Below are 13,009 nucleotides of genomic sequence, written 5' to 3'. Positions count from 1 at the left end.
TTCTCCCTAACCCTTCACTGCGCCGGAGGTCAGACCGGCGACGATCTTGCGCTGGAACACCAGCACGATGACGATGATCGGGATCGTGGCAATCACGGCCCCGGCGGCGAGCAGGGATGCCGGCCGGTTGAACGGGTCGGCGCCGACGAAGAACGACAGCGCCGCTGGGATCGGTCTGGCGTTCTCGGTGGAGGTCAGCGAGATCCCGAAGACGAAGTCGTTCCAGGCGAAGAAGAAGGTCAGGATCGCGGCGGTGAACACACCGGGTGCCGCGAGCGGGACGATGATCTTGCGGAACGCCTGCCATGACGTGGCGCCGTCGACCTGGGCGGCCTGCTCGAGCTCCCACGGGATCTCCCGGAAGAACGCGGTGAGGGTCCAGATCGCCAACGGCAACGTGAAGCTCATGTAGGGGATGATCAGCCCCGGCCAGGTGTCGTAGAGGCCGAGCGTGCGCCACATGTCGAAGAGCGGGCCGACCAGGGAGACCACCGGGAACATCGCGATCGCCAGTGCCGTGGTGAGCACGAACTTCTTGCCCTTGAACTCGAGCCGGGCGATGGCGTAGGCGGCCAGCGTGCCGAGGATGACCGAGGCCACCGTGGCGATCAGCGCGATGCCGACCGAGTTGAGGATCGCCCGGCGGAACTGCTCGTTGTCCCAGACGTCGATGTAGTTCTGCCAGCCGGCGTTGGTGCCTTCGGCGGGCAGGAACCCGGGGTTGCCCACCGTGATGGACTCCTGCGTCTTGAACGACAGCGAGATGATCCAGGCCACTGGCAGCAGGCACCACACCAGGATCAGGAGGCACCCGACTGCGGTTCCGAGTTTGCGCACCATGTCTCAGCCCTCCTGCCGTGCCGCGGCGAGGTCGACGCGGAACAGTTTGACGATCAGCCAGGCGATCAGCAGCACGGAGAGGAAGAGCAGCACGGAGAGTGCCGATCCCATGCCGAGCTGGAACTGCTCGATGGTCTGCCGATAGGTCAGGAACGAGATCGACTCCGTCCCGGACGCACCATTGGTCATCACGAAGATGTTGTCGAAGATGCGGTAGGCGTCGAGGGCCCTGAAGAGTACGGCGACCATGATGGCTGCCTGCATGTTGGGCAGGATCACCTTGAACAGTCGTTGGGTCCAGGAGGCACCGTCCACCTTGGCGGCCTCGATCATGTCCTCCGAGACCTGGGCGAGCCCGGCCAGCAGCAGGAGTGACATGAACGGTGTGGTCTTCCAGATCTCGGAGACCATGATCGCGATCACCGCCGGTGTGGTCTCACCGAACCAGTTGAACTGTTCGCTGATGCCCGGCAGCCACCCGTTGACGAAGCCGTTCTGGTAGCTGAACGCGAACTGCCAGGCGAAGCCCGAGACCACGGTGATGATGCCGTAGGGGATCAGGATCGACGTGCGGATGAGCCCGCGGGCGAAGATCACCCGGTGCATCACCATCGCGAAGACGAACCCGATCACGAGCTCGACGGAGACGGTGACCAGCATGTAGAGGACGGTCACCCCGGTGTCGCGCCAGAACAGCGGGTCGGTCAGTGCGGTGATGTAGTTGCTCAGCCCGACGAACTCGCGGTCGTCGGGTGCGGTGAGGGTGTAGTTGAACACCGAGAGGTAGAGCGCCCGGAGCATCGGGAACGCGGTCACCAGCAGCATCACGAAGATGGCCGGTGCCACCAGCTTCTGGCCCAGGCTGTTCTCCGCCCTGGCCCGGTCACTTGCCCGGACCTTGCCCTTGCCCCGGGCAGGCTTCTCGACGGTTGCCGTGCTCACAGGAGTGCCTTTCCGTTGAGGACGTCCGAGAGGAAGTCGGCCGAGTCACCCGGAGTGGAGTCCGGATCGACGTCGAAGGGAGAGTGCCACTGGCTCTGGATCGCAGCCGAGATCGTGGCGTAGTAGGCGCTCTTGGGCCGGGGTCCGCCGGTGTCGACGCTCTCCCGGAAGAGCTTGAGCAGATCCGGCGGATAGGCCTTGGCCAGTGCCGGGTCCTCGTACGCCGACGCGCGGGCCGGCATCAGGCCGGACTCGACGGCCAGCGCCACCTGGGCCTCCGTGTTGGTCACGCACTCCGCCGCCGCCATCGCGAAGTCGGGGTGCTCGGAGTAGGCGCCGACGCCGATGTCGATGCCGCCGATCGGCGGCTTGGAGTCCTCGCCGGCCACGGTCTCGGGGTAGCGGGCGTAGCCGAGGTCGCCGAACGCGTCCTTGTCGACCGGGCCGCCCGGCTTGCCGATCACGCCCTCGTAGTTCTTGTAGACGAAGGTCCAGTTCGTCATGAACTCGCCCGGGGCCCCCTCCGGGAACATCGCGCCCAGGCTGGTGCCCTCGTTGGAGGTCGACAGGTCAGGCTGCTTCGCGTCGGAGTCGGCGAGCTGCTTGATCACCTCGGCGGCCTTCTTGCCGGCATCGGAGTCGATGTCGATCTTGGCGTCCTTGCCGGCCTCGTTGTCGGAGATGATGTCGCCGCCCGCGCCCTGGATCAGCGCGTTGATCCACACGACGTACGCCTCGTACTTGTTGGCCTGGACGCCGACCGTGCCGCCGGCCTTCTCGGCGGCTTCGATGACCTCGCTCCAGGTCACCGGCTTGGTCATGTCGAGTCCTGCCTTCTCGGCCAGCGACTTGCGGTACCAGAGCACCTGGGTGTTGGCCCACTGCGGGAACGCGTACACCGCGTCGTCCCACTTGACGGTCTCGGCGGCACCGGTGAGGACGTCTTCGTCGACCGCCTTGGCCGCCGTGTCCTCGGGGAGCTTCTCCAGCCACCCGGCGTTGGCGAACTCGGCGACGAACACGGGGTCGAGGCTCATCAGGTCGGTCGACGAGTCCTTGGCGGCGAGCCGGCGAGCGAGCTGCGTGCGCTGATCCGTTGCACCGGACGGCAGCAGCTGGATCTCGATGTCATAGTCGTCGGTGCTGCACTGCTTGGCCAGCTTGGTCAGGGTCTCGACACCGTCGGGATTGACGTACCAGTTGAGCGTCGGCGGGCCGGAGTCGTCTCCGAACGCCGAGCAGGATGTCAGCAGACCGGCCGTACAAGCCAGTGACGCTAGGGCCGCAATGGTGCGACGCGAGCGCCCTCTGTGCGTTGAGGGTTGCTTCACGAGTGCCTCCCTGTCGTGGTCTACCTCACACTCGACCTCTTGCGCCGATTTGGCAAGCCACTTGTAGGGGGTTGTGACACCTGCTAGTGCGGATCAGATGTTGCCGCGGTCCGCCGTACGACGGATGGCGTCGGTCACTGATTCCCAGAGCTCGGGTGGCAGGTCGTGGCCCATGCCGTCGACCAGCAGGAGCTCCGACCCGGGGATCGCCGCGGAGGTCGCCCGACCACCGGAGACGTGCACCATGCGGTCGCGCAGTCCGTGGATGACCTGGCTGGGAATCGTCAACGAGTGCAGGGCTTTCGAGCGGTTCGGCTGGGTCAGCACGGCCATCATGTGGCGCAGGACCCCGGGCCCGTTGAGGCCGCGGTCGAAGGTGTCCTCGGCCCGCTTCGTGGCCCGCTCGGTCGGCTCCGGGTAGCTGGGGGAGCCGATCAGCTTCGCGAACGCCACGGACGTGTCGACGTACGCCTGACGGTCCACCTGCTTGCCGGCCAGCAGCCGCGGCAGCAGCTTGGGGTCCTGCCACCCGACGCTGCGCTTGCCGGTGGTCGACATGATCGAGGTCAGCGAACGCACCCGGCCCGGGTGGTCGAGGGCCATCGTCTGCACGATCATGCCGCCCATCGAGATGCCGACCACGTGCGCGGAGTCGATGGCGAGGTGGTCGAGCAGGCCGATGCCGTCGGAGGCCATGTCCGAGATGCCGTACGGCGCCGCGCCCCGGCCGGTGAGGAAGGCCCGGACCAGGTCGGGCCGACGGACCCGACCGCGCACGTGGGAGGACTTGCCGGTGTCGCGGTTGTCGTAGCGGATGACGTGGAAGCCCTTGCCGGCAAGGAGCTTGCAGAACTCGTCGTCCCACCAGATCATCGGCCCGCCCAGGCCCATCACCAGCAGCAGGGGGTCGGCGGAAGGATCGCCGAAGGTCTGGTAGCACAGCTCGACACCGCCGCCGACGGGGGCGAACAGTTCTTCGGAGACATGGACGTCGCTCATGCATTCATCCAACACGACGCTCCGAGAGGAGCGGGAATTGCCTGTCCGCGGGGTCCTGCCGTTCTACGGTGGCGACGTGGCGAACAGCATCGGCGACTTCCTGGCACCTGCGGGCTACCACCAGCCCGGGGCGCTCAGTCTGGTCCGTGAGCTCACCGTGTGGCCCGAGGCCGGGCGCGCGATCCGGCGCTCCCTCGCCGACAAGCGTGAGCTGTTGGGCACTCCCTACGTCAGCCGCGCTCCGCAGCGCTCGATCGAGCCGGTCCTGCTGGTGCCGGGATTCCTGGCCGGCGACTACACGCTGCGGCTGATGGCGCACACGCTGCGCCGCCACGGCTACCGCACCTATCGCTCCCACATCCACACCAACGTGTCGTGCCTGACCACCAACGCGGCACTTCTCGAACGGCGCCTCGAGGCGATCGCCACCAAGCGCGACAGCCGGGTCCGCATCGTCGGGCACTCACTGGGCGGCATGCTCGCCCGCGGGCTGGCCGTACGCCGACCCGACCTGGTGTCCGGCATCATCACGATGGGCAGCCCGATGATGGCGCCCGGCACCGCCCATCCGTTGCTGCTCGGTGCCGCCGACGTGCTCGTCCGGCTCAACCAGGTCGGCGTACCAGGGGTGATGGGGGAGTCCTGCGTCCGCGGTGACTGCGCACGCTCGGCCTGGCACGAGTCGCGTCAGCCGATCCCGTCAGGCGTCGACTTCACCTGCATCTGGTCGGCCGGTGACGGGCTGGTCGACCCGGCGTCGTGCGTGGACCCGTTGGCGACGTCGATCGAGGTGCATGCCAGTCACATCGGCATGGCGATCGATCCGCGGGTGGCCGACCACGTGGTCGCCGAGCTGGCCGCCCAGCGCCGAACCACCCGCGCCGCAGCCCCCGCCGACACCGCCTGACCCCACCGCATGTAATGCGCCGTCCGTGCCGCTCTGCACCCTGCTGACGGGGGTGGAAGTGTCAACAGGGGCGCACAAGTGCCGACGTACACGGGCTCCCGCCGGCGTACGCCGACTCCCCGCCGACCGACTGTGCTCAGTCGAAGTCGATGGCGCTGTAGGCGCGCAGCTTGCGCAGGCGGTGCTCGCTGGTGATGTTGCGGATCGTGCCGCTGCGCGAGCGCATGACCAGTGAGTGCGTGGTCGCCCCGCCCGCGCGGTAGCGGACCCCCTTGAGCAGCTCGCCGTCGGTGATGCCGGTGGCCACGAAGAAGCAGTCGTCACCGGTGACCAGCTCGTCGGTGGTCAGGATCGCGTCGAGGTCGAGTCCGGCATCGATCGCGCGCTGGCGCTCCTCGTCGTCGGTCGGCCACAGGCGACCCTGGATGGTGCCGCCGATGCACTTCATCGCGCAGGCGGTGATGATGCCCTCGGGAGTGCCGCCGACGCCCATCAGCAGGTCGATACCGGTGTCGGGGCGGGCCGCCATGATTGCGCCGGCGACGTCGCCGTCGCTGATGAACTTGATGCGGGCACCGGTCGCCCGGATCTCCTCGACGAGGTCCGCGTGGCGCGGACGGTCGAGGATCACGACCGTGACGTCCTCGGGGCTCGAGCCCTTGGCCTTCGCGACGAAGTTGATGTTCTCGGCGGCGGGCAGACGAATGTCGACCACGTCTGCGGCCTCGGGTCCGGTGACCAGCTTGTCCATGTAGAACACGGCCGACGGGTCGTACATCGTGCCGCGCGGGGCGACCGCGAGCACCGAGACCGCGTTGGTCATGCCCTTGGCGGCGAGGGTGGTGCCGTCGATCGGGTCGACCGCGACGTCGCACTCGGGGCCGCTGCCGTCGCCGACCTCTTCGCCGTTGTAGAGCATGGGGGCGTTGTCCTTCTCGCCCTCGCCGATCACGACGGTGCCCTTCATGCCGATGCTGGAGATCATCACGCGCATGGCGTTGACCGCCACGCCGTCCGCACCGTTCTTGTCGCCCCGGCCGACCCAGCGGCCAGCAGCCATCGCGGCCGCCTCGGTGACCCGGACCAGTTCCAGGGCGAGGTTGCGGTCGGGGGACTCGGGGGCAACACGGAACTCAGGGGGGCGCGTAGGCATGGGCGAATGCTATCGGCTCATCACGAGGGCGCGGTGTAGGACCGCACCGATGTCTGCTTGACGGACAGCCACACCACCCGTCCGACCGACAGTCCGAGCTCGACGGCGGCCGCCGGCGTCACGTCGGCGAGGAGCTCCGGACCGTCGTCGGCCACGTGTACGACGACCCGCATCGCGGCGCCGTGCGGGGTGACCACGACGATCGTGCCCCGCCAGTGGTGTCGGGCCGAGCCGCTGGGTTCGTTCAGGTCGACCGTGACCGCCGTGGGCTCGAACGCACGCAGCTCGGTGCCCTCGCGCAGGACGTTGAGGCCCACGAGCCGGGCAACGTGGTCAGTGACCGGACGCTGGGTGACCTCGTCGGGGGTGCCGAACTGGGCCACCTCCCCGCCGTCGAGCACCAGCACCCGGTTCGCCACGGTCAGCGCGTCGAGCGCGTCGTGGGTGACCAGCAGCGAGATCCCGCCGAACTCGGCGAGGTGCCTGGCCAGCTCGATGCGCAGGGACGCCGCGACCCCGACGTCGAGCCCGCTCATCGGCTCGTCGAGCAGCAGCAGGTCGGGTTCGGTGACCAGGGCCCGGGCGATCGAGACGCGTTGGGCCTGCCCGCCGGAGAGTTCTCCGGGTCTGCGGTGGGCGAGGTCGTCGACCCCGAGACGGGTCAGCCACAGCTCGGCGCGACGCAGCGCCTCGGCCTTCGGTACGCCGCGGGCCCGGGGTCCGAAGGCCACGTTGTGCCGGGCGTCGAGGTGGGGGAACAGCAGCTGGTCCTGGAACACCATGCCGACGCCGCGCTCCCGAGTGGGCACGCCGGTGAGGTCCACACCGTCGAGCGTGGCGTGGCCGCGCGCGGGCACGAGACCGGCCAGCGCCTTGACCAGGCTCGACTTGCCCGCGCCGTTGGGACCGATCACCGCGATCACGTCGCCGCGGTCGGCGTCGAGCACAGCGTGGACCCGGCCGGGCACCTCGAGGTCGAGCGACAGGGTGCTCATCGGGCCACCAGCCAACGGTCGCGCAGGGCCACCAGCACGACGATCGAGAAGACCAGCAGCACCAGGCTCAGCGACCTGGCGGCCTCGGGCTCGGAGTTGATCGAGACGTAGATCAGCGTCGGCATCGTCTGCGTGGTGCCGGGGTAGTTGCCGGCGAAGGTGATGGTCGCGCCGAACTCGCCGATCGAGCGGGCCCAGCCCAGCATCATCCCGGCCAGGATGCCCGGCATCGCCAACGGCACGGTGACCGCGCGGAAGGTGAGCCAGCGCGTGGCGCCCAGTGTGGCGGCCGCGGCGTCGTACTCACGGCGTGCGGTGCGCAGGGCGCCCTCGATGCTGAGTACGACGAACGGCAGCGCGACGAACGTGTGGGCCAGGACCACGCCGGCCGTCGTGTAGGGGAGGGAGAAGCCGGTCAGCTCTCGCAGGGGTTCGCCGATGAAGCCCGTGCGGCCGAAGGCGCTGGCCAGCGCGACGCCGGCGACCACCGGGGGCAGCACGAGCGGCACCGTGACCAGGGTGCGCACGACCCCGCGCCCGGGGAACTCGACCCGGGCCAGCACCCAGGCCAGCGGCAGCCCGAGCACGAGGCAGATGGTCATCGCGACCGTGGCGGTGAGCACCGAGAGCCACATGGCCTCGCGCAGCTCCGGCGAGGCGAGCTGCTCGCCGAGCAGGGACCACGGCGTGCCCGCGACGAGCGTGACGAGGGGGAGCAGCAGGAGCAAGGTGCCGAGGGCGGCCGGGACCAGCAACCTGACCGGCGGTCGCCCGAGGGGGTCGGTCACGGCTTCCCGAAGCCCGCGTCGTCCAGGATCTTGCGACCCTCGTCGGAGCTCACGAAGTCGACCCACTCCTGGGCCAGGTCGCCGCTGTCGTTCTGGTCGAGCGGGGCGATGAAGTAGGGGTTGAGCTGCTCGGCGGCGCCGGGCACGTCGAAGACCAACACGTCGTCGCCGGCGGCGACCGCGTCGCTGGCGTAGACGAAGCCGGCGTCGGCCTCACCCGAGGTGATCTTGGCCAGCACGGACTTCACGTCGACCTCCAGGCTCCTGGGCTCCGCCGTCACCTTGTTCTCCTCCAGCAGGCTCAGGGCGAGCCGCCCACACGGTACGTCGTCCGCACAGCGCACCCAGTCGGTGTCGGCGAGGTCGTCGAACCCGGTGATCTTCGCAGGGTTGTCGGCCGGCACCACCAGCACGAGCTCGTTGGTCGCGAACTGCACCGGGTCCGTGGCCAGTGCGTCGCCGTCCTCGGCGATGGTCATGGACTTCTCGTCGGCGGTGGCCAGCACGTCGCCCGGGGCGCCGTCGACGCCCTGCTCGGCCAGGGTCGTGCTGGAGCCGAAGTTGAACTTCACGTCCACGCCGTCGTGCTCGTCCTCGAACGTCGAGGCCAGCGTCTCGAAGGTCCCGGTGAGGGAGGCTGCGGCCAGCACGGTCAGCTGCTTCTCGTCGTCATCGGAGGAGCAGGAGGTCAGGGGGAGCAGGGTGAGGACGGAGACGGCGATCAGTGGGCGCATGCGCATCAGGGGTTCAGTGCCTCTCGATCACGACGTTGGTGGACTTCACGGACGCGACGGCGCGCACGCCCGGTTCGAGGCCGAGCTCGGCGGCGGCCTCGCTGCTCATCAGGCTGACCAGCCGGTAGGGGCCGCAGATCATCTCGACCTGCGCCATCACGGTGTCCCTGACGACCTTGGTGACGATTCCCGACAGCCGGTTGCGCGCGCTGACCGTCGTGCTCCGGGGGTCGTCCCGGTCGGGCCGGTCGGCCAGCTCGGTGGCCAGGGCCGCGAGGTCGGTGCCACGGATGGTGGTCGGGCTGCCTTCCGTGCCGGCCACGGAAGGGAGGCGCCCGCCGTCGATCCAGCGACGCACGGTGTCGTTGCTGACGGCGAGGACTTCTGCCGCTTCCGCTATTCGGTAGGTGGTCACGCGGCGAGTATTCCGCATCTGCGGCTTTCCTGCCCAGACAGTCCGCGACATTGCTCCTGACGACCAGGCGGGCCGAGCTCGTTCGGGCCAGCCGTTCAGGCCGAGGGCGCCCAGGCCGGGTCGCGGCCGATGAAGCCCATCAGGCGGTCAACCACGGGGGCGTCATCGGCGACGGGCACGGCGGCGCCGTACTGCCCCGACGAGCGCAGCAGCTCCTCGATCGGCGCCATGCCCTCGAGGAGCGTGGCCGCGAAGTCCACGTCGAGGCCGTGGTCGCGGTCGAGAGGTCCCAGGTGTGCATGAAGACGTCGGCCGTGTAGAAGCGGTCCGCGGCGTCGGCCAGCCGGTGGGTGCCGGCGATCGGGTGGGTGAAGGACTCCTCGCCCCGGGTCTCGATCAGGTGTTGTACGGCGTCCGCATGGTGCTGCCACGCCGCCACCGGGTCGTCGGCAACGGCGGGACCGGCCGGCAGGGTGATCCCGCCCCCACCCAGGAATCCCGGGAACCACTCGACCAGGTGGGCGACCACGTCGCGGGCCGTCCAGCCGGCCACGGGCGCGGGAGCCTCCCAGTCCGGGGTCGCTGCGACCCTGGCCGCGAAGGCGCCGGCGACCTCGCGGTGGCGATCGGCCGCCGAGTCAGGCAGTGCCATCTCAGACCGACCCGTCGGCGAGCAGGGCGTCGAGCTTGGCGTAGCCCTCGTGGACCCCGACCTCCATGCCGCTCGACAGCATGCCGTCGCGGCTCTCGAACGAGTCGCACAACGAGAACGCGTGCATGCGGGTGCGGCCGTCGCCGAGGTCCTCGAAGGTCATCGTCTCCAGCGCGATGGCCTCGGGCATGCCCTCCCAGGTGAAGGTCTGGACCAGCTTGTTCTCGCCGACGTAGGGGAACGTGCCACGGAAGGCGAACTCCTCCTCGCCCCGGCCCGCGACATAGCGGTAGGAGCCGAGCGTGCGGCAGTCCCACTGGTCGATCCGGGTGTTGAGCGAGTCGGGTCCGATCCACCTCGCGAACAGCTCGGGGTCGGTGTGCGCCTTCATGAGCTGTTCGGGAGTGCCGGCGAAGTCGCGCCAGATGTGCACGGCGGGGACCTTCGGGTCGGCCTCGATCGCGGCCTCGGTGTAGCGGGCGGTCGGGTTCGTGGTGGTCATGATGCTGTTCCTTCCTTGCGGGTGGGGGTCTCTGGCGTCTCGTCCTCGTTCAGCTCGGCCAGCACGGCGTCGAGGCGACTGAACCGTTCCTCGGCACGTTGGCGGTATCGCTCGATCCACTTCGTCATCAGGTCGAACACCTCTGCTTCCAGGTGCACCGGTCGGCGCTGGGCCTCCCGGCTCCGGCTCACCAGCCCGGCGTCCTCGAGCACCTTCAGGTGCTTGGAGACCGCCTGGACGCTGACGTCGTACGGCGCCGCCAGGTCGTTGACCGTCGCGTCGGACTCGGTCAGGCGAGCGACCATGTCGCGCCGGGTCGGGTCGGCCAGGGCGGCGAAGACCTTCGAGAGCTGGTCGGTCATGCGGACACCTTCTTCAACTTATTGGTTGAATAAACCGTACGACGACCAAGGTGCCTTGTCAACCGTTTGGTTGAATAGCCGCAGCGGTTCGCGGCGTGCACGACGTCACACACGCGGCGACCCGACGTGCGGCCGCCAGCGACCGCCGTGGCGGCAGGCGCTAGCGTTGCCGCGAAACCGTTCGACCCACAGCAGGAGCGCCGTGCACAACGCGAAGCACCACGACGACCGGCCCGCAGGTCGTCGTACGACGGACGCCGGGGTCGTGCGATGAGCCAGCAGCGTGGCGGCAGCCACTACTCAGGCAGCAGCATCGGCATGGTCGGCGCGATGATCGTGACCGTCGGCGTGATCCTGATCTTCGTGATCTTCCGGTCGGTGACCCGCGACGACCTCGACGTCGAACGGGAAGCCATCGACTACCTGCCCGCCGTGCAGGGCCTCCAGAAGAGCGTGGACTTCGACCTCGCCTACCCGCCGAGGCTGCCCGAGGGCGCCAAGGCCGTCGACGTCGAGGGTGCGCTCGGTGCTGGCTGGTCGCTCGACATCCTGACCCATGACGACGAGTTCATCGGGGTCTACCAGGGCGCGGCTCCCGTTGAGGACTTCCTCAAGGAGTACGTCGACGATGATGCCGTCGACAAGGGCGACCCGGTCACCCTCAAGAGTGCGATCGCCCCGACCTGGCAGTCCTGGAAGGACGAGGACGGTGACTACGCGCTGACCGCGGAGCACGACGGCACGGTGGTGCTGGTCTTCGGGACCGCCGACCACGGCACGATCCAGCAGGTCGCCGAGTCGCTGGTGACCGAGCCGGTCACCTGAACCCCGAGGTTCCGCTCACTCGTCGTCGGTGGCCTCGACGGCTGCGTCGAGCCGCTTGCGGGCACCGTCGAGCCAGCCCTGGCAGGTGCGGGCCAGCTTCTCGCCGCGCTCCCACAACGCCAGTGACTCCTCGAGCGAGGTGCCACCGGCCTCGAGCCGCTGCACCACGGTGATCAGCTCCTCGCGGGCGCTCTCGTAGGACAGTTCTTCGTCAGTGGTCTGCTCAGGCATCTGCTTCCTCGGTGTCGACCTCGACCACGGGTGTCGCGGTCTCGATGCTGGTGGTGGTGGCGTGCACGCGTCCGTCGGCGACGCGCACGGAGATCTCGGCGCCCTCGTCGACGCCGGTGACGGACGTGAGGACGTGGCCGTCGGGCCCCTGCAGCACGGCGTACCCCCGGCGCAGGGTGGCCAGTGGCGACAGGGCCGTGGCCCGCGCGGCGTGGTGGGCGATCTCGTCGCCGGCCCGGTCGAGACGGTGGCGCACGCTGCGCCTGGCGCGGTCGCGGAGGTGCGCGACCTCGTCGGCCCGGTCGTCGAGCAGGTTGCGCGGGTCGGCCATCGCCGGCCTGCTGCGGATCGCCGCCAGCCCGGTCTGCTCGCGGTCGAGCCAGGCCAGCATCGAGGAGCGCAGACGTTGCCGGGCCTGGTCGATGCGCTGCGTCTCCTCGGCCATGTCGGGCACCACGCGCCGCGCGGCGTCGGTCGGTGTGGACGCACGCACGTCGGCGACCAGGTCGAGCAGCGGCTGGTCGGCCTCGTGGCCGATCGCGGAGACCACGGGCGTGCGGGCCTTGTGCACGGCGCGCAGCAGGCCCTCGTCGGAGAAGGGCAGCAGGTCCTCGACCGAGCCGCCGCCGCGGGCGATGACGATCACCTCGACCTCGGGGTCGGCGTCGAGCCTCTGCAGGGCCTCGGTCACCTCGAGCGGGCTGTTGTGTCCCTGCATGCGGGCGGCCGCGACCTTCACCTGCACCGACGGCCAGCGCCGGCGGGAGTTCTCGATCACGTCGCGCTCGGCGTCGGAGCCGGGGGAGGTGACCAGGCCGACGGTGTGCGGAAGGAACGGCAGCCTGCGCTTGAGCTCCATGCTGAACAGGCCCTCGGCGGCGAGCAGTTGGCGGCGTCGCTCGATGCGGGCCAGCAGCTCGCCGAGCCCGACCATGCGGATGTCGCGAGCCTGCAACGACAGCGTGCCGCGGACGGCGTAGAACGTCGGCTTGGCCTGGATCACCACACTGGCGCCCTCGACGACCGGAGGGTTCAGGCCGTCGAACAGCGTGCGCGAGCAGGTCACCGGGATGGAGATGTCGGCGACCGTGTCGCGCAACGTCAGGAACACGGTGTTGAGGCCGGGGCGGCGGCTCAGCTGGGCGATCTGGCCCTCGACCCACACCACGCCGAGCCGGTCGACCCAACCCGAGATCGCGTTGGCGATCTGCCGGACCGGGGCCGGTGATTCGAGGGAGGTCTCCATTGCCATGACCGCGAGCCTAGGGGAGGAGACCGACAGCCTGCCTCCGGCTCTCCACAGCGCCGACAGGGCGCGTACACCCGACGTCTA

16 protein-coding genes are annotated in these 13,009 nt (G+C 69.3%); 2 read left to right on the top strand and 14 right to left on the bottom strand.

Annotated elements, in window-relative coordinates:
* Positions 1-6: 6 nt before the first annotated feature.
* The 4 genes from ASD66_RS01885 to ASD66_RS01870 form a co-directional block, all read right to left on the bottom strand.
* Positions 7-840, bottom strand: a complete 834-nt coding sequence (locus ASD66_RS01885) for a carbohydrate ABC transporter permease (protein ID WP_056681424.1) — start codon at positions 838-840, stop codon at positions 7-9.
* Between the two features lie 3 nt (positions 841-843).
* Positions 844-1,782, bottom strand: a complete 939-nt coding sequence (locus ASD66_RS01880; protein WP_056681423.1) for a carbohydrate ABC transporter permease — start codon at positions 1,780-1,782, stop codon at positions 844-846.
* Positions 1,779-3,113 carry an extracellular solute-binding protein gene (locus ASD66_RS01875; protein ID WP_056889866.1) on the bottom strand — a complete coding sequence of 445 codons (1,335 nt, stop codon included), beginning with the start codon at positions 3,111-3,113 and terminating at the stop codon, positions 1,779-1,781. Before ASD66_RS01875 ends, ASD66_RS01880 begins: the two co-directional genes overlap by 4 nt.
* 93 nt (positions 3,114-3,206) lie before the next feature.
* Complete coding sequence (locus tag ASD66_RS01870; protein WP_056889865.1) at positions 3,207-4,112, bottom strand: alpha/beta fold hydrolase; 906 nt, start codon at positions 4,110-4,112, stop codon at positions 3,207-3,209.
* 76 nt (positions 4,113-4,188) lie between these two features.
* Between ASD66_RS01870 and ASD66_RS01865 the strand changes: the two genes are divergently transcribed.
* Entirely contained in the window at positions 4,189-5,019 is an 831-nt protein-coding gene (locus tag ASD66_RS01865; protein WP_162254237.1) for an esterase/lipase family protein, read from the top strand.
* A 136-nt stretch (positions 5,020-5,155) separates the two neighbouring features.
* Here the strand turns inward: ASD66_RS01865 and glpX are convergent, their stop codons facing one another.
* From glpX to ASD66_RS01830, 8 genes are all read right to left on the bottom strand, one after another.
* A complete protein-coding gene (gene glpX / locus ASD66_RS01860; RefSeq protein ID WP_056889863.1) occupies positions 5,156-6,172 on the bottom strand; it encodes a class II fructose-bisphosphatase in 1,017 nt (338 codons plus the stop codon).
* Between the two features lie 20 nt (positions 6,173-6,192).
* Positions 6,193-7,167 carry an ABC transporter ATP-binding protein gene (locus ASD66_RS01855; protein ID WP_056889862.1) on the bottom strand — a complete coding sequence of 325 codons (975 nt, stop codon included), beginning with the start codon at positions 7,165-7,167 and terminating at the stop codon, positions 6,193-6,195.
* The gene (locus ASD66_RS01850; RefSeq protein ID WP_235529929.1) at positions 7,164-7,955 is read right to left on the bottom strand and encodes an ABC transporter permease; all 792 of its coding nucleotides are present in this window, start codon (positions 7,953-7,955) and stop codon (positions 7,164-7,166) included. The genes ASD66_RS01855 and ASD66_RS01850 overlap by 4 nt, the downstream gene beginning before the upstream one ends.
* A complete protein-coding gene (modA, locus tag ASD66_RS24030) occupies positions 7,952-8,695 on the bottom strand; it encodes a molybdate ABC transporter substrate-binding protein (RefSeq protein WP_082599283.1) in 744 nt (247 codons plus the stop codon). The genes ASD66_RS01850 and modA overlap by 4 nt, the downstream gene beginning before the upstream one ends.
* Positions 8,696-8,702: 7 nt before the next feature.
* Entirely contained in the window at positions 8,703-9,104 is a 402-nt protein-coding gene (locus ASD66_RS01845) for a TOBE domain-containing protein (protein ID WP_200949830.1), read from the bottom strand.
* A gap of 139 nt (positions 9,105-9,243) precedes the next feature.
* Complete coding sequence (locus ASD66_RS01840; protein ID WP_235529928.1) at positions 9,244-9,756, bottom strand: maleylpyruvate isomerase N-terminal domain-containing protein; 513 nt, start codon at positions 9,754-9,756, stop codon at positions 9,244-9,246.
* A 1-nt stretch (position 9,757) separates the two neighbouring features.
* Complete coding sequence (locus ASD66_RS01835) at positions 9,758-10,258, bottom strand: SRPBCC domain-containing protein (RefSeq protein ID WP_056889860.1); 501 nt, start codon at positions 10,256-10,258, stop codon at positions 9,758-9,760.
* Entirely contained in the window at positions 10,255-10,620 is a 366-nt protein-coding gene (locus ASD66_RS01830; RefSeq protein WP_056889859.1) for an ArsR/SmtB family transcription factor, read from the bottom strand. Before ASD66_RS01830 ends, ASD66_RS01835 begins: the two co-directional genes overlap by 4 nt.
* A 270-nt stretch (positions 10,621-10,890) precedes the next feature.
* Between ASD66_RS01830 and ASD66_RS01825 the strand changes: the two genes are divergently transcribed.
* Positions 10,891-11,445, top strand: coding sequence for a DUF4245 family protein (locus tag ASD66_RS01825; RefSeq protein WP_056889858.1), 555 nt, complete (start codon positions 10,891-10,893; stop codon positions 11,443-11,445).
* A 15-nt stretch (positions 11,446-11,460) separates the two neighbouring features.
* On the opposite strand, the gene ASD66_RS01820 is transcribed toward ASD66_RS01825, so the two are convergent.
* The gene (locus tag ASD66_RS01820) at positions 11,461-11,676 is read right to left on the bottom strand and encodes an exodeoxyribonuclease VII small subunit (RefSeq protein ID WP_056681412.1); all 216 of its coding nucleotides are present in this window, start codon (positions 11,674-11,676) and stop codon (positions 11,461-11,463) included.
* Positions 11,669-12,928: an exodeoxyribonuclease VII large subunit gene (xseA, locus tag ASD66_RS01815; RefSeq protein WP_056889857.1), complete on the bottom strand. Its 1,260-nt coding sequence runs from the start codon at positions 12,926-12,928 to the stop codon at positions 11,669-11,671. The genes ASD66_RS01820 and xseA overlap by 8 nt, the downstream gene beginning before the upstream one ends.
* Positions 12,929-13,009 lie beyond the last annotated feature (81 nt).

Source organism: Nocardioides sp. Root151, from assembly GCF_001427925.1.
In the GTDB taxonomy this organism is placed as follows: Bacteria; Actinomycetota; Actinomycetes; order Propionibacteriales; family Nocardioidaceae; genus Nocardioides.
The sequence above is the reverse complement of the archived record's forward strand: the minus strand, read 5'-3'. Positions and strand labels throughout refer to the sequence as shown.